This is a genomic window from Legionella massiliensis, from assembly GCF_000756815.1.
GTDB lineage: Bacteria > Pseudomonadota > Gammaproteobacteria > Legionellales > Legionellaceae > Tatlockia > Tatlockia massiliensis.
This window is the reverse complement of the sequence record NZ_CCVW01000001.1, coordinates 595,076-613,677: the sequence shown is the minus strand read 5'-3', so window position 1 is coordinate 613,677 and position 18,602 is coordinate 595,076. Positions and strand designations below refer to the sequence as shown.

The following is an 18,602-nucleotide window of genomic DNA, read 5'->3' as shown; positions in this document are numbered from 1 at the left end:
CTACTCCGCGAAAAGAGGGGAGCGCGGAGCAGAGAACCTACACTAGGTTACTCATTAACTTAGACACCGCCAATCAATAAAAGTTCAATTTTTATGCAAAATTAAATTTCTTTTCCTTTGTCCAACCCTGATAACTCCATTTTGAGAAGAAAACCGTAGATCCATGGGCGACAGAATAGGGTATTTGTGGTATTTTATGCGGATCTTCGGTTCTTGTCTTATAGAACCAAGTTAGTTGGGGCTTTCTATCAAGTCAGTTACTAAGCACCGTTCAAAAAATCCATCAGAATATTTAGGTTGAGGTTAGGGGGGCATTTGTGCGCAACAGTCGTTTTTATTTTGCCAACCGAGAGAATGTCAGCCGATTTATTAATCGTTGGGATGTTTTGCTGCTAATACTCTTTTTTTCTCTTATCTTTTTCCTTGGCTGGGCTGGAAAACAAATGGCAAGCCCCTATCAATTGGGCGAGCAACTAGCAATTTCTCTTGAGCCAACCATTTTACCCTTTTATGCCTTACGCACTGTCTTGCGGATGTTCATTGCCCTGATCTTGTCGATTCTTTTCACCTTTATTGTAGGTACCCTGGCCGCAAAAAATAGGCGCGCAGAACAAGTTGTCATTCCTGCAATTGATATTTTGCAGTCAGTGCCCGTATTAAGCTTCCTTTCTATTACCGTAACAGGCTTTATTCATTTGTTTCCTGGCAGTCTATTAGGCCCAGAGTGCGCGTCTATCTTCGCAATTTTTACAGCACAGGTTTGGAATATTACCTTTGGCTTTTACCAATCATTGAAAACCTTGCCCCACGACTTAAAAGAAGCTGCTGCAATGTTTCATCTCTCTGCCTGGCAACGTTTCTGGAAAGTTGAAGTTCCCTTCTCCATGTCAGGTTTATTGTGGAATATGATGATGTCCATGTCCGCAAGCTGGTTCTTCGTAGTCTTATCAGAGGCAATCTCTGTTTCCCATCAAAATATTCGTTTGCCCGGTGTTGGCTCATACATTGCCTTAGCTATTGAGCGCCATGACCTGCATGCTGTTGGCTATGCAATTCTTACCATGGTTATTGTTATTTTCCTCTACGATCAAATTCTTTTTCGGCCACTCATTGCTTGGTCAGAAAAGTTCAAGATGGAACCCTCCCCCGACGAAGAGGAATATCAGTCCTGGCTAATCGATTTGATCCGTGGCAGCCGTTTGATGAAGCGCTTTAGCCGTGGCATAGCGATTTTTAGAGATCATTTCGTTAATGCACACTGGCTACGTTACAGAGGCAACCGTTCACAAAAAGAAATTGATTTTCGCCGTCAGAAACATTTGGATTGGCTGTGGAATACAGTAGTTCTTCTAGCCATATTTGCCGGCGGTTCCTTGTTGATGAAGTTTATCCTCAAAGATCTAAAGGTTAATGAGGTTTTGCATGTATTTCTCCTGGGCGCCGCAACGGGAACCCGCGTTATAGTGCTCATTATCATAAGCTCCTTGATTTGGATTCCTGTGGGCGTATGGATTGGCCTAAGACCCCGTTTGGCTCAAAAGATACAACCCATTATTCAGTTTGTAGCCGCCTTTCCTGCCAATCTCTTCTATCCTTTATTTGTGATAGCAATTGTACGCTTCAATCTGAGTGTTGAAATCTGGGTGACACCTTTGATGATTCTTGGTACACAGTGGTATATTTTATTCAACGTTATTGCTGGCGCCTCGACCATTCCACGCGAACTTTATCTGGCAGCAGATAATTTTGGTGTTAAAGGTTGGCAATGGTGGAAACGTTTGGCTTTACCCGGTATTTTTCCTTTTTATATTACGGGAGCAATCACAGCAGCAGGCGGTGCATGGAACGCCAGTATCGTGGCCGAATGGGTAAGTTGGGGACACACAACCTTGGAAGCTACGGGCCTGGGTGCATATATTCAAGCAGGCACAATTGCTGGTGATTTTCCAAAAATAGCCTTAGGTACTGCAATGATGTGTATCTATGTGTTGGCCTTTAACCATTTAATTTGGCGCCCGCTTTATCGTTTAGCGGAAGAGCGCTTTCATTTCAATTGAGGCAGATATGTCAGAAACCATTATTGCCATTGAAAATTGCCGTAAGTCGTTTAAAAAATCGGCTGAACAGGATTTACTGGTACTCGAAGATGTGAACTTTAAGCTTCAGGAGGGTGAAATTGTCGCCCTGCTCGGCAAATCAGGCTCGGGAAAATCTACGCTTTTGCGTATTATCGCCGGTTTAATTCCGCCTACCTCCGGCAAGGTATCCTATCGCGGACATCCCGTTACAGGACCGATGCCAGGTATTGCTATGGTGTTTCAATCCTTTGCCCTGATGCCCTGGCTAACAGTACTTGAAAATGTCGAATTAGGTCTGGAAGCACAGGGCGTTGGGCGCGAAGAAAGACGGCACCGTGCCATTGAGGCCATTGATACTATTGGCTTAGATGGCTTTGAATCTGCTTTCCCCCGAGAGCTATCAGGGGGTATGCGACAACGTGTCGGTTTTGCCCGTGCCTTGGTGATTAATCCTGATGTTTTGCTAATGGATGAACCTTTTTCAGCACTCGATGTATTAACCGCAGAAAACCTGAAATCGGATTTACTTGAACTCTGGCAAGAAAAGAAAACCAATACCAATGGTATCTTATTGGTAACACACAACATTGAAGAAGCAGCGATGCTTGCTGATAGGATTATTATCTTCGGCTCCGACCCCGGCTATATTCGCGCAGAATTACAGGTAGATCTAGCACAGCCACGTGAACCTGTGACTCCGGAATTCCATGCCTTAGTCGATAAAATTTATACCCTTATGACTACAGGTCCAAAGGATAAATCGAAGGGAGCCCAACGTGAGCGCCAAATTGGTCTTGGCTATCGCTTGCCTGATGTAGAACCTTCTGAATTATCAGGTTTGATCGAAACAATGAAATCCTTTGAAGAGCGAATTGACTTACCAGAACTTGCTGATGAGTTAATGATGAATATTGATGACCTATTCCCAATCCTTGAAACGCTTGAAATATTAGGCTTTGCCAAGGTTTCAGATGGTGACATACAACTTAGCGAGTTAGGCAAGCAATTTTCCGAAGCCGATTTACAAGAGCGTAAGCTTTTGTTCGCCAGAAGACTCTTAGAGAAAGTGCCCTTGGCCCGTTATATTCGTCGTATTTTGGATGAAAAAATTGGTCACCGCGTGTCCGAAGAACGGTTCTTATCCAAACTTGAGGACTATTTAAGCGAAAAAGAAGCTGAGCGTGTTTTACGCACAATGATTGACTGGGGACGTTACGCTGAGCTCTTTGCCTATGATTTTAATACAGGCATTCTAAGTTTGGAGAATCCTGGTATTTCGGATGCAACGACCCAGGTTTAAATGCCTGATAGCCCAGCAACTCGTTGTTTATATTGTACAAGGTGGGATTTACTACCTAGGCATAATAAAACTTTAAGCTTCATTATATAACCTTAAATCTGACAATTTAGTCAGCAACTAGAGGATTATATTATGGCCGAGTTTGAGTGGGGTAATAGAGTCTCATCTCTAGTGGAGTTTTGGGGAGGATGGTCTTTAGCATTGTATCCTCAAGCAAAATCCTTAGAAAGTTTTTGCGCAGCAACTGACGGAATTAGCATGTCTGGTGACAAAATCACCGCTAAAGATGGTAAGCCTTCAATCCAATTAATTCTTTTTATGCTCTTGAATGAAGATCCTAAGGCTAAAATTCCAAATAGACTTTTGGGCGATATGCTTAAATATATTGCCAATCATCGCCAAGACTTTAATTCGATTGATTTAGAGACTAAGCAACGATTCAATCAATTTTTGCAAGAACAGTTTCCCACTTCTAAATTAACAAATCAGCAGTTAAGTGATCAGCATAATAATATGGTTGAGCTGTTTAATGCAGGACAATTAGCGGCTTGCTTTGATATAAAATACACGAAAAAACCCCCATTTAAGGGAGAATTGGCAGAAGGAGAGAATGTCTTAGAAAATTGTCAGCAACTTAGCGCTCTTTTAAGTGACAATGAGCAACTTTATCTTAGTACTTATAATGTTTGTAACAAGGTAGTGAAAGAAATCAATTTAATTGAAGCTCAACGCACTTTTATCGAGTCATGTCTTGGTGATATACACAAATCATTCCCCCTACCAAACCAAAATGTCTCACGTTTTGCAGAACCCGGGTTTCTGACAGAAGAGAGTACTTTTTTAGTAAATTTTCATGGGTTAAACGAAAACACTCAGCGTGATCTTGAAAAGTTAGTCGCTAAATGTTTCAGCTTGTCTGGACGTTGTGTGGAGGTCAAGTCATGGCTTGATCAAGTCATTGATTTTTTTGCCGAATGCATTAAGTTTATACAATCCCTATACTCTGACTCTGAATTACTTACAAATTCATCTATCGTGCGAGCGAGAGAAAATCCTAAAAATATAATTACTGCCTTCGCGCTACAATTTAAGCAAGGTATGTATGGACTTACAGAGTCCGTTGTAGGACGCCATTTAGATAGTGCTCAAGTAGCGGCTGCCCTTCCAATTTATACTGTTCTTAATTCGGACCTTAATAATCAAACTAAGATAAAAGTGATTCGGAGTTTGGTTGAGGATTTTGGCTGCAATTTGAAAGATGAAAAAATTAGGGCTTATGCATTCAATAGCTCTGAAAAAAGAGAATACAACCTTTTAGAATATTTAGTCAGTCATCCGCTGCAACCAACGTTTGAAACACCAGAGGAAGAGTCTCAGTTTAGCTGGCGCCGGCGTGCTGATGAGGCAACTTACGATGATGTTAAGGATCAACTTGAACTTGTTAATTTTTTTAGGGAACAGGGGTTAACTTTCCGCACAAAGGAATGCCCAGAAATTAGTAGTCAGTGGTCATACCTAGAAAAGGAGATTGATAAATTTGCTAATTCGTTTCAGAGCACAGGCAATGAGCCACAGAGTATGGAATGGCGTTCAAATCCTGCTGCTAACCCAACTAAAGGTTCAGTCAGAGGCACATTTTTTGAAGACAAGAGCAGCACACGCGGGTTAAGCGAACAACCTATGCCGCAAAACGGCTTAAGTTAATATAGTAAGTGCTCCTCTGCCCCGTCACCCTAACGTAGCACGTCATCCAGAGCGCAGCGAAGGATCTCCTGAATGTGGCACAGTGCCAATCCCGGAGATCCTTCGCTGCGCTCTGGATGACGGGGTAGGAGACGTGACCTATTACAGTTAACGTTAGTTATTACGAACCCTTCGGCTCACAAGATTATCAGCAAATTCTGTTATCATCTCAAAAAAATTTGCCTGAAAATATCGGGGATTCATAAAAAATATAGTATCTCAAAATCCAGATTTCACTTTTTTCTCTTTTCTTTTCTACCTATACTTATAAAAAGTGAGCAATATTTAAACATTTCTGTCATTATCTGTTAACTCGCGGAGATGCTTATGCAGATCCAACCATTACAGCCAGTTGAAGTGAGCTTGAAGTGTGGCCAGTCACAGGCTACATGCCATCTAATTGAACTGACAGACTGTGAAATGCAATTAACAAGCACGGATTACTTGGAAAAAGGGAGCTTGGTTGTATTTACCTCAAGGTTTTTTCGTGGCGAAGCAAGCATTCTTCATCTCAAATTCTGTCGCTATCATTTCTCTTATACCCTAAAGATAGACTTCATAAATTTTCAACCAGGATTAGTTGTCAATCAAAAACTTTGAGATAGAGCTAGGAAGAATAGAGGGTCTTGATGAACTCTACGTAATAACTCAGCCGCGAATAATTGGAAGAGTGTAGGCTGGGCTGACTGACCTATTACCACTCTATATTGACTCATAGCCATCAGGCTATGAGTCAATAAAAGCAAACCTCGATTTACAACCAATAAACAAATACAAACAAGAACAACCAAACCACATCCACAAAATGCCAATACCAAGCGACACCTTCAAATGCAAAATGCCGTTCTGGAGTGAAATGGCCACGGATGCAACGGCAAAGAATAACAATTAACATAATTGTACCTATCGTCACATGCAAACCGTGAAACCCTGTGAGCATAAAGAAGGTAGTTCCATAAATACCTGCATCAAGAGTAAGGCCCATTTCAGTATAAGCTTCATGATACTCATAGGACTGCAAGGTTAGGAACAAAATACCCAGGGCAATTGTACAAATCATGCCAAGAATTAATTGCTTACGCTTGTTTAACTTAAGAGCCCAATGTGCCCAAGTTATAGTGACACCGGAGGTTAACAGAATCAGGGTATTAATCGCTGCTAAACCCCAAGCTCCCATTGCTTCGTGAGCACCAAAAAAGACTTGATTGTTGGGGTTAGATAGCAAAGGCCACTTCGCTGCAAAATTAGGCCATAGGGTAATGTGGGTCATTGGATGTTGATCAAGCATGCCCCCTAACAGAGGAACAGACCAAAATCGAGTGAAGAACAACGCACCAAAGAACGCTCCAAAAAAGCATACCTCGGAAAAAATAAACCAGCACATTCCCCAACGAAAGGAGCGATCAACCTGCAGATCATAAACACCTTTCTGATTTTCATAGATAACCTGGCCAAACCAGCCAAACATCATGCCAATTAAAATTGCGAGGCCAAGAGTGAAAATATATGGGCCATACCAACCAGAGTGTAGCCAGGAAGCAGCCCCCACCAGGGTTGTTGTAAGACCAATTGAGCCAACTAAAGGCCAGTGGCTGGGTTTTGGGATGTAGTAAGTGCCATGTGCTCCCATTGTATATAGTTCTCCTCATCATTTGTGCTCATTGCTAACCTAAATCAGAAAATAGCAAGCGCTTTTGTATGGAACTCATTGACCGCTACACCCAATTAACTTCAAGATGCTGGGTATATTCATCAATAAATCCTAATTTATCACTTTATCCGATACATCAAACAGCGTGTAAGACAGCGTAATAGTCTTAACATTAGCTGGTAATTCTGGATCTAGATGGAACAACAACGGCATATCCATTGCCTCATGCCCATTAAGTGTTTGCTGCGTAAAGCAAAAACATTCCGTCTTCTTCAAATATTTTGCAGCTATCCCCGGTGTTACACTGGGAATAGCTTGAACTGTCATTCGATGCCCAGATTTGTTTTCTGCATAGAAAGCCAGTTTGGCAATTTCTCCTGGATGTACTTTTATTTTTTTAGTCTTGGGATAAAAAGCCCAAGGAACGCCACCATTATTCGTGGCAATAAACTCGACTACAATTTCTCTGCTTGCATCAACTTTTGCCGTACGAGCATCGTAAGCTGTTGCTTCACCGCTTGTCTTACCATTAATACCGAAGGTTTTACATAGGCTGTTGTAAATCGGAACTAATGCAAAACCAAAAGCAAACATTGCGAGTACAACAGCTGCCAAGGTTACAATCAATTTTGTATGACTTTTTCCAGTCATTGTATCTCGCCTTATTTACATCAATCGCCTGCAAACAGGCGATTATTTACATCGGTTAATATCTTCTCATTAGTAATGCAGAAGATGGGATGACTCAACATGTGGAGGTGTCACAAAGCTATGATAGGGAGGGGGTGAAGATAAAGTCCACTCCAAACCACGAGCACCTTCCCATACTTGTGCATCAACCTTTTCACCATGCTTGCGTACAGTTCTAATCACGTTGTACAGAAACAGTAGTTGGGAGAAGCCGAAGATAAAGGCCCCAATTGTTGACACCATATTAAAATTCGCAAACTGCAAAGCATAATCAGGAATTCGTCGTGGCATACCTGCAAGTCCCAGGAAATGCATAGGGAAAAATGCGATGTTCACTGATATTACTGACAACCAAAAATGCCATTTAGCCATACATTCGTTGTACATATGTCCTGTCCATTTTGGCAGCCAATAATAGGTTGCGCCCAACAGAGCAAAAATAACCCCGGGCACGAGAACATAATGGAAATGTCCTACGACGAAATAAGTATCCTGATATTGATAATCAGCAGGAACCAGAGCAAGCATTAGTCCAGTGAACCCTCCGATTGTAAACAGGAATACGAAGGCAATAGCAAAAAGCATGGGCGTCTCGAAAGTCATTGCCCCTCTGAACATTGTACTAACCCAGTTGAATACCTTAATACCTGTTGGAACGGCAATCAGCATCGTTGTGTACATAAAGAACAATTCTGCTCCCAGTGGAACACCTGTCGTAAACATATGGTGTGCCCAAACAACGAAGGAAAGGATTGCAATACTTACTGTTGCATACACCATGAAGTGATAGCCAAACAGGGGCTTTCGACTAAATGTCGGGATGATTTCAGAAACAACACCGAAAGCAGGAAGCACCAGTACGTATACTTCGGGGTGTCCAAAAAACCAGAAAACATGCTGGAATAAAATAGGATCGCCACCACCTGCAGCTTCAAAAAAGCTTGTGCCAAAATGTCTATCGGCCAGCATCATCGTTACGGCTCCAGCCAAAACCGGCATAATAGCAATTAGCAAGAAGGCGGTAATCAACCATGTCCATACGAACATAGGCATCTTCATCAGCGTCATTCCTGGTGCACGAAGGTTAAGAATGGTCGCAATGATATTAATCGAGCCCATAATGGACGAGAGTCCCATCATATGCACAGAGAAAATCATGAAGTCCGTACTTGGGGGAGCAAATTTGGTCGATAGCGGCGCATACATTGTCCAGCCAAAGTTCGGGCCACCACCACTGTGGAACATAGTTGAGCCCAGCAGTGCAAACGCAAAGGGCAACAACCAGAAACTCCAGTTATTCAAGCGAGGCAGAGCCATATCTGGCGCACCGATCATCATCGGAATTTGCCAGTTTGCCATGCCTGTAAACGCAGGCATGACCACACCGAAAAGCATGATCAGACCATGCATCGTTGTCATCTGATTGAAAAAGTTAGGATCGACAAAACGATGACCTGGTTGAAAAAGCTCTGCTCTAATCACTAAGGCCATGGTTCCAGCAACGAAGAAACTAATCATCGCCAGCCATAAATATAGGGTACCGATATCTTTATGGTTTGTTGTGAATAACCATCGCTTCGCAAATCCAATCAGGCCTTTACCCTGTTCTGGACCGTGTTCTTCATGCTCGCTATCATGCGCTACCGCTTGACTCATCGTAAACCTCCGACCTTCGCTTTTTCTACCATTTTTGGTTTTTGGGTTTCTGCTTGACGCACCTTGGCTACATCAGCGGGTTGAACAATATCGTCCGTATTATTCTCCCAAGCATTGCGCTCATAGGTAACAATCGCTGCAATTTCTTTATCACTTAATTGATCCTTGTACGGCTGCATCGCAGAACCAGGAATACCATGTAGTATCATCGCAATATGACGAGATATTGGTTTTCCAACTGCAACTGAGCTGCCTTTCAGAGCAGGATACATTGGTGGTAAGCCCTTACCGTCTACTCTGTGGCATGCCGCGCAGATCAAATCGTATTTTTCTCTACCAAGGTTCATCAACTCATCGCGCTTCATATTTGGTTGCTCGGCTGGCTGATTCAAAGTGATATCATATTGATCTTTGACTTTGACCTGGTTAGCAACCCATTGGTTAAACTCATCTTCACTAACAGCTTGCACAACGATTGGCATAAATCCATGATTGATACCGCACAACTCGGCGCATTGGCCACGATAGGTACCTGGCTTCTCAATTCTTGCCCAAGCCTCATGCATAAAACCCGGAATAGCATCACGCTTTACTCCCAACTCAGGAACCCACCAAGAGTGGACAACATCATTTGAAGTAACCAGGAAACGAATTTTCTTATTAACAGGTAGCACGAGGGGCTTATCAACCTCTAAGAGATACCATTCGCCCTTATCTTGTTGGTTATGAATTTGCGCATAGGGAGTTGATAAATTTGAAAAAAAGCTAATACCTTGATCTAGGTACTGGTATTGCCATTTCCACTGATAACCTACAACCTTCACTGTAACATCGGATTCACTGCTATCTTCCATACGAATCAAAACCTGTGTTGCTGGGATTGCCAGACCAATAAGAATCAGAAAGGGAATGATTGACCAGATAATTTCCAAACGGAAATTGTCATGAAAAGTAGCGGGAGTATAACCCTTGGATTTGCGATGATGAATTAATGAGTAAATCATCACTCCAAATACAACAACACCGATGATTGCACAAATCACCATAGCAATCATATGCAGGTCATACATGTCTCGACTTAAGGGCGTTACCCCTTTGTACATGTTTAACTGCCAGTGATCAGTCTCTGCCATTGTTACCTGGCTCATTACCAGTCCAATCAAGGCAACAAGCACCTTGCTTATCATAGACCTATTTAGCATCCCCGTTCTCACCCCTTCAATTAGTCAGATCTTGGAAGAAATCCTACAAGAGTACTTGCAGGATTTACTTATTTCATCACGACTTATAATTAAATTTATTTACGTTTGACCCTGAGTTTTCGAATGGCTCTTACCATAGCGAGTAATTACCACCCGTTTTTGAACGACTTACCATGTACTTAATTGCCTCAATCACCTCACCGTTGGTGCAGTGTTTGCAACCTCCATTTTTCGGATGATCATCACCAGTCATGGTTTTCTCAATAAGAACGTCCATATTTTGTGCAATTAATGGCGCCCATACGGTCTTATCACCGATCTTGGGTGCTCCTTGTTGCCCTTCGTTGTGACACATAGCGCAGTTCTCGTTATATATTTCCTGGCCATTTGACGGGTATTTAGATGCACCACCTGTTGTTAGGTCGCTCCATTGTGAACGTGACAAAGAGCTATTCAAAATATAATCAACAGCAGCGATAACATCATTATCAGAGCAGGTAACACAAGCACCTTTTACTGGCATAGAGTTATATCCATCAATTGCATGGCGATACAACCCTGTCAAACCACTATGATTTAAACGTAAATACCAGTTTGAGGAATCGCCAATCACTGGAGCACTCATTTCACCATTTTGGTGACAGATAACACAGGCATTCACATAAACCTGTTTACCGCGCTTTAAGGTTGGTTGTTCTTCAGAAGCAGCGACACCTAAGGGCTCTTCACTAACAACTGTTTTCAGATAGGTCGCCATTGCCAGCCTATCTTCCTCAGTCAAATGGCTAAGACTATTGTGAACAACCTCTGCCATAGGACCCGCAATAGGGCCCGCTTTATTAATCATTTCGCCTTGGGAGAAAACATCAGCCACCTCAGCATGAGACGCTGAGTACAAGCCATATTTGGTAATGTTAGGCGCCCAATAACCATCGATAAAGGTTCCAGTCAGATAAAAACGAGTCTTTGGTCCACCAAAGACATTTAAAGGAGTATGACACATACTGCAGTGACCTAAACCATCAACAATGTATTTACCCCGATTCCAGGCAGGAGACTGAGTAGAATCATAGGTAATTGGGGTATCATTCGGATAGAAGAATAATAAATTCCAGCCCCATAGTGAGAGACGAGCACCGGGTACACCGAAAGGAAAGGGTAAATCTTTATTCTTTTGCTTAACAGGTGGAATGCTCATGAAATAAGCATAAAGAGCACGAGCATCATCGTCACTTACTTTTGAGAAATAAATATAAGGGAAAACTGGAAAATAATTACTGCCCTGCGGATCTCGTCCTTCTTTCAAGGCACGAATAAAATCTTGCTCAGTCCAATTACCAATTCCTGTTTCTTTATCCGGAGTAATATTAGGACTATAAAAGGTCCCGAAAGGGGTTGCCAGAGGTAAACCACCAGCAAAAGCAGGAGTACCGCCTTTCATATCAGTATGACAAGCAATACAATCGCCCATCCTGGCCAAATACTCCCCTTTTTTAATTAGCTCTTCTTCCGCGCCAGTTGCGGGTTTTGTTGCTGGATAAACAGGATAGTAGCCTTCAATAAGAGGTTCTGTAGTTGTATTAGTGTCAGCAGTCTTAGCTTCAGTAGACTTAGCTTCAGTAGACTTAGCTTCAGTAGACTTAGCTTCAGTAGGCTTAGCTTCAGTAGGCTTAGCTTCGGTAGGCTTAGCTTCGGTAGGCTTAGCTTCGGTAGGCTTAGCTTCGGTAGGCTTAACTTCAGTAGATTCAGAATTTGTGCTCACGCTATTGCTAACAGTATTTTCAGCTGCATGCGATAAACCAGTCATTATCATGTTTATCATTAAAAAAGACACAATAACTGCGTTTTTTCTAAACAAAGAGCCCACGCTCCCTCCTTAAACTTATGTACTTTCTATACATTCTGACAGTATCAAATTAATCTCGGCATTTTATACTTCTAGTCAGGCAACTTGCAATGTTGTTTATTAGTTACTTAGTTAAATTTGTTTTATTTTACCGGCTGACACAAAATACCGGCACTGCTATGATGCACGCTCAAACGAATAACTCAAGGAATTATTATGGCGTGGATACCAGCGATTGACTTAGCGGATCTCCAACAAAAGGAACGTGAAACAGCTGTTGTTGATGGCAAAAAAATCTTATTCATCTGGCATAAAGAACAGGTTCACGCCGTTCAAGCACAATGCCCCCATTTCAAATTACCGCTCGCAAAGGGAAAAATTACTGACGACTGCGCTATTGTTTGCCCCTTTCATAAAAGTGAATTTGACCTCTGTTCTGGTGATGTAAAATCTTGGTCCCCGTGGCCGCCAGCAGTCGGCAATTTATTAGCAAAGGTAGTAAAACCAAAAAATTTACAAGTTTATCCAACTCGAATTGAACAAGGAAAAGTTCATGTAGACCTCGGACAAGCTAAATAGTCGTATCTGCAACAGGACTAAGTTTAGTGAAAGGCTGTATTTAGCACGAAATGCACTGAGTACAGCCTTTTTACAAGTAAGGCCTGAATAGCTGCGATTAATTTATCGAACAGCGCCTTTGCTCTCCGAGCTGTCTGATTACCGTAGTGATTACCGCATAAGGAAACTTGCGGCCACTAAGAAAACGATGTAAAAGAGTCATCGCTTTCTCGGAACTGTCCCATTGCCCTCCCAGTTTTTTACGAGCTTCATCGAGAGCACGAACATTTTCGTTTTCTAAGGATTGAAGAACGGCGGCAATTGCTGCCTCTGCTATCCCTTTTTGCGCTAAAACTTGCGTGATAAAACTATTTCCCTTGTGAGCATAACGCTGAGCAAGATTTAATGCTAACCGCAAGTCATTGACTAAATGTGATTCTCTTAATTGTTTAATCGTTGAATCAATACAAGTATCAAGATTGGACATAGAAGAAAATTCTTCTTCGAGATACCTGCGTAACTCATACTCACTGCAACTACTATCCGATAAACGCTTAATTGCAACATCGATTATACGACTCATTTTAAATTCCTTCTCTGCATGGCAGCGACTTAATTATTAGCAATGCTATAGCGCTGCCTCATAACTAATCCAAAGCTAATCCTTTAGCTCCATACTTTAAAAATAGGGGCTTTTGTTTCATAAAAACATCTAATAACCGGTTTTATGCAAACGCCAGTGAGTGAATTTAATATGAGGTCACTAGGTCAGCGATAATCACCATTTTAAAGCTTTTAAAAAAATCAAAGTCCATTATTTACAAAGCCGAATTGCAAAGCAAATTCCATGCCTATTTTTGATCTGAATAACATTGGCAAATGGCATTATTTTTTTAAACAAGTCTTGCAAAATATATTCACTAAAATAGTTAATCCCAGTCAGGTTAATTGTGATCAAGCAAGAATCCACACTTGTTTGCCGGCAAATTTTGATTTCCGGCAATACTTGGATAAACTCGAGTAACTTGTTTAGGTAATGTCAGTTCGGTAAAGGAAAACCTCTCATGAAAATTAGCACCGCACAACCAATCATCCTACATCGCGATAAGATTACTCGTAAAATTGCTAGGTTCTGGGATCAAATTTCTGAGGGATGGCGTGAAATCTGGGGACCTCATATTCATCACGGATATTATGAAGACGACCATGCAGTAGAGCCTCTCGCAGCCCAGGAGCTATTAATCGATAAACTGGCCACTCTTTTGCAAATTGCACCAGAGGAAAAAATTCTCGATGTAGGTTGCGGCATGGGCGGCAGCAGTCTTTATCTAGCCGAAAATTATCAAGCGATAATGACAGGAATTACTCTTAGCCCCAAACAAGTAGCCCTTGCAAGCCAGCAAGCACAAGAGAAAAATATCAAAAACGTTAGTTTTAAAATTGAAGACGCTTTAACCTTAGATAGTCTGGATGATCATTCGTTTGATTGTATTTGGTCGCTCGAAAGCTGTGAACAATTTCATGATAAGTCCCTGTTTATTCAGCAAGCTTTCCGTGTCCTAAAACCAGGAGGAAAGTTGATTTTAGCGACCTGGTGTTCAGATCAAGAAGAATATAACGATAAACTCGCTAGAAAATATCAAAAACTCTGCTTAGCCTTTGACCTGCCCTATATGCCAACCATAAATCATTATCAAAATTTATTGGCTAAACAGCAGTTTTCTATAAAGGAAACACTAGATTGGACTAGCAATGTAGAACGGAGCTGGGATATAGGATTATCCCGTCTCAGTTCTTATTCATTCCTGCAACTTCTTCGAATGGGTGGTTGGCGGGGTTTTCGCTTTGCCAGACAAACAAAAATGATGCGCGAAGCGTTTCACCAAAACAGGGTTCAATATGCGGTGTTTTTGGCAATAAAGGCCTAACGAGTATCTGGATGGTTTAACATATTTTCATTGAAAGCCAACTTTGCTTCGTTAAGAATTTGCTCCGTATTTGCTCTTAAATTATCTGTGACTGATAACACCTGTCGCTCATAAATATTAAAAGCCTGTTGCATATAATCCAATACGGTATGGCCATTATGGAGCAAAGCATCCAGATTTTTCTCCAAAATATCTTCCGGGCGGCGAATTTTTGCTAGCTCTTCGACATTGGGATAAGAAAGATTTTGTAGAACTCTAATATTTAAGGCAACAACCTCTTTAACAGGCTGTTGAATAGAATTAAGAGTATTTTCCAATTGCTCAATGTTAGTGGTTTGCATATAAACCTCCAAATGCTGCACTGCACAATCAAAGATTAGTCAGCACTTGCCGATTTGTCAAATTGTAATAGGTCACGTGGGATGTAAAAATCTTGGAGAAAGTTTAATTTTTAATCCCGTTTTTCTCTCGAGATAGGCCCAAAGTGGGCTTTCCTGGGTACGGAGTGATCTACTACGTCAAATTAAGGAGATTAGCCCGCCATTATCCAGACGGACCGAGATTCTTGTATCTTAGTCATCACTATAGCTAACATCACGAATACGTTGGGCTTCGGTGACTAGTAGTTTGAAATAATCATAGGACATATAAAAGTCTCCTTTGTCTCCAACTTTATCACCCCATGAATTGCGCAGGGTCAACAGTCCACGATATTCTCGTCCCTGATCGTCAACAGCAATTGCGTTGTCATCATAGCCAGTAATAACCATTTCATGACCACCAAAATTGGGGTTTAGATAGACATCTCTAGCAATTTCTGGTGTTAACACCCAGGTATCATTTTCAGCATGATTTTTACCAACAGCCCCCACTAAACCTAAATCAAAATCAAGTAGTAAGACTGCAAAAGTGACACGATCACCAGCAACTAATGATGCTTTTACTTCATTTAAGGTTTTATTGGTATCTACGCGGTCAGCCAGGGTTTGAAAGATATCTAAAATAGGAGACCAAGCCACTTGATCAGCAACGCTTTCGCTTAATTGATGATACTCTCTGACACTCATAGCCCCATCAGGATCAGCCATACCATCTGCTGGATAGCGGCTTAAACCTCCACAACCTTCTATCTGTTCTTGCGATTTAGGCACAATACCAAAGGTATCCATTTGACTAAGAACGACTCGCCCGTAAGAGCCCTCCCAACCACTAATAGAATAGGCATTCTTTTCAAGATAATTACCAAGTTGCAATTGGCAAAGTTGACTTAAATAATCGCCCTTCTTTAAAACTGCGTCGATAGCAGCAGTCACTGCGAAGGTTACGCAGGTACCATACATTCCTTGGTTTAATACAGGCACATCATTCATGCCTAATTCAACTTGGCTAGGATATTTGGAGTTTGAAGGGTTTGCGGCAAATTGTTGGGTATGAGCCAAGGCCATTTTTGCTTTGTTTGCCAGACTTTCTTTAGCCTCTGCGGACAGTTCAACTTTTAATAACTTGATTTGTTTGGGTGCTCCAGTCTTTGTTGCAGATAAAACAGAGGGAGATGGTTTTATCGGTTGTGTGATTGTTCCCACAATTTTAATATCTTGGGCAAATAGACTTCCACTCAATGTTGCTGATATAAGCGCAAAATGACTAATTTTCATTCAAAATCTCCAATATAATCCGTAGGATGCCACGGCTCGGGGAGTATATCATATGATTTATTTTTAGTCATTGAGGGTTAATTGGTGGCGTTTGCCACCTACAAAACACCGGGAACAGAAAAGCGTTGCCTATCATCTAAGCGAAGTGCAGTAAGCTGCCCTCCCCATAAACAACCTGTGTCGATAGCAAAAATTTTGGGATCAGGCGAATAACCTTGTAAAGCGGCCCAATGGCCGAAGACAATATCAGTCTCGATGGATACACGATTTGGCACAGCATACCAAGGAACAAGGTTTGCAGGCGCATCAGCGAGAGTTCCCTTATAACTTAAAACCAGACGCCCCTGCTTATCGCAAAAGCGCATACGAGTAAAATAATTAGTAATTACTCTTAATCTGGCTATACCTGTTAGTTCTGAAGACCAAAGATCGGGTTCATTGCCATACATTTGGCTTAAAAAATCGCAAAAATCATCACTTGCCAATACAGTCTCTAATTCATGCGCACAGGCTTTAGCTAAATTCAGATCCCAAGTTGGGGCAATACCAGCATGACACATCAGGATATTGAGGGCCGGATCATGGTATAAAATATTTTGCCTACGCAGCCAATGCCCCAGTTCCTCAGCATCATCTGCGATTAAAATCTCATGCAAGGTATCATCATGATTCTTTCTTGAATCTTGCAAAAAAAGCTTGGCCAATAAGTGCAAGTCATGATTTCCTAAGGTAATCCTTGCGGGAATTGGTAGATTTTTAATAAACCGTAAAACAGCTAAGGACTGCGGCCCTCGATTAACTAAATCACCAACAAACCATAGCCTATCGGCCTTCTCATTGAAATTAATCTGCTCAAGTAGGCGCTGTAAGGGTTCATAACAGCCCTGTACATCGCCAATAGCAAAATCAGGCACCGGCCGTTACCCCTGCGCGCAAGGAAACATTGTGCGCGACGGCAGTTTCTGCCTGCCATTGTCCGGAGGTATTCAAGTGCAATAGAGGGTTGACAGGATTCACCGCATGTTGGCTAACAAAATGATTGCCACTATCTTTTACGCGGTGGATAAGTTCCGTTGCCGACATAGCTGAGGCTTTACCAGTGTGTAAATTATTTAATTGCACTTCGGCGGGTAGGGCAACCGCATAGTCAGAAAGAACAATACCCGTAACCATTTGATGATTAGAACTCTGTTCGAAGCGTGAATTGATGCTGCCATCAACCCCCAAACTATGCATACCCAAAGATAAAAAGCCGTTTTGTACTGCCTGCCAGTTTTTATATTCCGGATGCTCACGCACAAATAAATGGAACATTTCTGGAGTCATCAATAAGCCACCGGGAACCATGAATAAGGGCGATTTGTTGACCATTACTTTACCAGCATCAAGGGCTTTGGTTAGCCATTGGATAAATTCTATACCCAGTTGCTGTTCAATTTCCGCAACTGACTCAGCAGGAATACCGCCAGTAAAAGTGCTCACTCGGCCATAACGACCACGGCCACCACGAGAACCGTAAGATCTCAGCATTATTTGATTGAAATCACGTTGAATCGCGATAGCATTAGCTCGAATCAAAATAGCGCCTAAGGTTCCTGCCGAGTATTCATCTTCATTAAGAAGCGCGAGCCATACAGCTAATACTTGAGGATTTGAAACGATCCAGGCAAAACCGCTTGCCGGCATTAATAGTCGAGCAAGTAGTAAATTGAGGCGGCGTCGGAATTCTTCATCAGAATCACCGAGAAATTCATAACTGTAATAGCTGCCAACTGTAGCTAGGCTTTCTAACAAAGGATTCCACTGCTTTAAAAACTGACCATTGTTATCATAAAGCTCAACCCGATAATCAATTTGCAGCTTGCCAATACCTTGTAAGATTGCCGCAGAAAAGAGCGCATACTGCCACAGTTTCTGTTCTTCCGACAAATCTGCTTTTGTATCTAATACCAGATATTGTTGAAAGAGGTTTAACGCTGCCTCTGTACGATTTAAGGCATGATCTACCAAGCCGCCCTGTTGTGAATAATAGCTTGTTGACGTTTCCGGCAGGCTTTGGCAGTGATTGATAAAATTATGCATTAGACTGAGGCAAAGGCTATCAAACCGTGGCTCATCCAAGGCACAGGTGTTTTTTATCTGGCGCAGTAAAACCTCACGTTTATCTTCGGCTAACATCAGAGCCGCGGGAATAACGCGAGTTAGCTCATTTAGTGGTTTAGTCTGCGACGACTTCGGTTTTTTTCCATAACGATGAAACAAAATCAACCTCCCAAACCAAGTGGTTACTATTAA

Annotated in this window: 16 protein-coding genes; 6 read left to right on the top strand and 10 right to left on the bottom strand. The window is 41.9% G+C overall.

The genetic code is table 11. The features are described from left to right. Window positions 1-317 precede the first annotated feature (317 nt). From BN1094_RS02620 to BN1094_RS02605, 4 genes are all read left to right on the top strand, one after another. Window positions 318-2,057 carry an ABC transporter permease gene (locus BN1094_RS02620; protein ID WP_043872839.1) on the top strand — a complete coding sequence of 580 codons (1,740 nt, stop codon included), beginning with the start codon at window positions 318-320 and terminating at the stop codon, window positions 2,055-2,057. A gap of 7 nt (window positions 2,058-2,064) precedes the next feature. Continuing rightward, window positions 2,065-3,378, top strand: coding sequence for an ABC transporter ATP-binding protein (locus BN1094_RS02615; RefSeq protein ID WP_043872838.1), 1,314 nt, complete (start codon window positions 2,065-2,067; stop codon window positions 3,376-3,378). Between the two features lie 132 nt (window positions 3,379-3,510). Then, window positions 3,511-5,082, top strand: coding sequence for a hypothetical protein (locus tag BN1094_RS02610; RefSeq protein ID WP_043872837.1), 1,572 nt, complete (start codon window positions 3,511-3,513; stop codon window positions 5,080-5,082). Window positions 5,083-5,448: 366 nt separating this feature from the next. Continuing rightward, window positions 5,449-5,721 (top strand): hypothetical protein, encoded by a 273-nt coding sequence (locus BN1094_RS02605; RefSeq protein WP_043872836.1) that lies wholly within the window; start codon window positions 5,449-5,451, stop codon window positions 5,719-5,721. Window positions 5,722-5,875: 154 nt separating this feature from the next. Here the strand turns inward: BN1094_RS02605 and BN1094_RS02600 are convergent, their stop codons facing one another. From BN1094_RS02600 to BN1094_RS02580, 5 genes are all read right to left on the bottom strand, one after another. Then, window positions 5,876-6,751, bottom strand: coding sequence for a cytochrome c oxidase subunit 3 (locus BN1094_RS02600; RefSeq protein ID WP_043872835.1), 876 nt, complete (start codon window positions 6,749-6,751; stop codon window positions 5,876-5,878). 132 nt (window positions 6,752-6,883) lie between these two features. Then, entirely contained in the window at window positions 6,884-7,423 is a 540-nt protein-coding gene (locus BN1094_RS02595) for a cytochrome c oxidase assembly protein (RefSeq protein ID WP_043872834.1), read from the bottom strand. Window positions 7,424-7,492: 69 nt separating this feature from the next. Then, entirely contained in the window at window positions 7,493-9,118 is a 1,626-nt protein-coding gene (gene ctaD, locus BN1094_RS02590; RefSeq protein ID WP_043872833.1) for a cytochrome c oxidase subunit I, read from the bottom strand. Then, a complete protein-coding gene (gene coxB / locus BN1094_RS02585) occupies window positions 9,115-10,320 on the bottom strand; it encodes a cytochrome c oxidase subunit II (RefSeq protein WP_043872832.1) in 1,206 nt (401 codons plus the stop codon). Before coxB ends, ctaD begins: the two co-directional genes overlap by 4 nt. A gap of 130 nt (window positions 10,321-10,450) precedes the next feature. Further along, window positions 10,451-12,187 carry a c-type cytochrome gene (locus tag BN1094_RS02580; protein ID WP_245614134.1) on the bottom strand — a complete coding sequence of 579 codons (1,737 nt, stop codon included), beginning with the start codon at window positions 12,185-12,187 and terminating at the stop codon, window positions 10,451-10,453. Between the two features lie 195 nt (window positions 12,188-12,382). On the opposite strand from BN1094_RS02580, the gene BN1094_RS02575 reads away from it, so the two are divergent. After that, on the top strand, window positions 12,383-12,745 hold the full coding sequence (locus BN1094_RS02575) for a Rieske (2Fe-2S) protein (RefSeq protein ID WP_043872831.1): 363 nt from the start codon (window positions 12,383-12,385) through the stop codon (window positions 12,743-12,745). 97 nt (window positions 12,746-12,842) lie between these two features. Here BN1094_RS02575 and BN1094_RS02570 read toward each other — a convergent pair whose 3' ends face one another. After that, window positions 12,843-13,307: a regulatory protein RecX gene (locus tag BN1094_RS02570; RefSeq protein ID WP_043872830.1), complete on the bottom strand. Its 465-nt coding sequence runs from the start codon at window positions 13,305-13,307 to the stop codon at window positions 12,843-12,845. Between the two features lie 481 nt (window positions 13,308-13,788). Here BN1094_RS02570 and BN1094_RS02565 point away from each other — a divergent pair, with 481 nt between their 5' ends. After that, window positions 13,789-14,652 carry a methyltransferase domain-containing protein gene (locus BN1094_RS02565; RefSeq protein ID WP_052403093.1) on the top strand — a complete coding sequence of 288 codons (864 nt, stop codon included), beginning with the start codon at window positions 13,789-13,791 and terminating at the stop codon, window positions 14,650-14,652. On the opposite strand, the gene BN1094_RS02560 is transcribed toward BN1094_RS02565, so the two are convergent. The 4 genes from BN1094_RS02560 to BN1094_RS02545 form a co-directional block, all read right to left on the bottom strand. Further along, window positions 14,649-14,993, bottom strand: coding sequence for a hypothetical protein (locus BN1094_RS02560; protein WP_043872829.1), 345 nt, complete (start codon window positions 14,991-14,993; stop codon window positions 14,649-14,651). The two genes, BN1094_RS02565 and BN1094_RS02560, sit on opposite strands and share 4 nt — an antisense overlap. Window positions 14,994-15,224: 231 nt before the next feature. Then, window positions 15,225-16,307: a C1 family peptidase gene (locus tag BN1094_RS02555; protein WP_043872828.1), complete on the bottom strand. Its 1,083-nt coding sequence runs from the start codon at window positions 16,305-16,307 to the stop codon at window positions 15,225-15,227. A gap of 98 nt (window positions 16,308-16,405) precedes the next feature. Beyond that, complete coding sequence (locus tag BN1094_RS02550; protein WP_043872827.1) at window positions 16,406-17,221, bottom strand: symmetrical bis(5'-nucleosyl)-tetraphosphatase; 816 nt, start codon at window positions 17,219-17,221, stop codon at window positions 16,406-16,408. Beyond that, entirely contained in the window at window positions 17,214-18,569 is a 1,356-nt protein-coding gene (locus BN1094_RS02545) for a TraI domain-containing protein (RefSeq protein ID WP_043872826.1), read from the bottom strand. Before BN1094_RS02545 ends, BN1094_RS02550 begins: the two co-directional genes overlap by 8 nt. Window positions 18,570-18,602 lie beyond the last annotated feature (33 nt).

Excerpts from the sequence above, each read along its gene's own strand:
- BN1094_RS02615 (WP_043872838.1), top strand. The coding sequence starts at position 2,065 with ATGTCAGAAACCATTATTGCCATTGAAAATTGCCGTAAGTCGTTTAAA.
- BN1094_RS02610 (WP_043872837.1), top strand. The coding sequence starts at position 3,511 with ATGGCCGAGTTTGAGTGGGGTAATAGAGTCTCATCTCTAGTGGAGTTT.
- BN1094_RS02605 (WP_043872836.1), top strand. The coding sequence starts at position 5,449 with ATGCAGATCCAACCATTACAGCCAGTTGAAGTGAGCTTGAAGTGTGGC.
- BN1094_RS02600 (WP_043872835.1), bottom strand. The coding sequence starts at position 6,751 with ATGGGAGCACATGGCACTTACTACATCCCAAAACCCAGCCACTGGCCT.
- BN1094_RS02595 (WP_043872834.1), bottom strand. The coding sequence starts at position 7,423 with ATGACTGGAAAAAGTCATACAAAATTGATTGTAACCTTGGCAGCTGTT.
- ctaD (WP_043872833.1), bottom strand. The coding sequence starts at position 9,118 with ATGAGTCAAGCGGTAGCGCATGATAGCGAGCATGAAGAACACGGTCCA.
- coxB (WP_043872832.1), bottom strand. The coding sequence starts at position 10,320 with ATGCTAAATAGGTCTATGATAAGCAAGGTGCTTGTTGCCTTGATTGGA.
- BN1094_RS02575 (WP_043872831.1), top strand. The coding sequence starts at position 12,383 with ATGGCGTGGATACCAGCGATTGACTTAGCGGATCTCCAACAAAAGGAA.
- BN1094_RS02570 (WP_043872830.1), bottom strand. The coding sequence starts at position 13,307 with ATGAGTCGTATAATCGATGTTGCAATTAAGCGTTTATCGGATAGTAGT.
- BN1094_RS02565 (WP_052403093.1), top strand. The coding sequence starts at position 13,789 with ATGAAAATTAGCACCGCACAACCAATCATCCTACATCGCGATAAGATT.
- BN1094_RS02560 (WP_043872829.1), bottom strand. The coding sequence starts at position 14,993 with ATGCAAACCACTAACATTGAGCAATTGGAAAATACTCTTAATTCTATT.
- BN1094_RS02555 (WP_043872828.1), bottom strand. The coding sequence starts at position 16,307 with ATGAAAATTAGTCATTTTGCGCTTATATCAGCAACATTGAGTGGAAGT.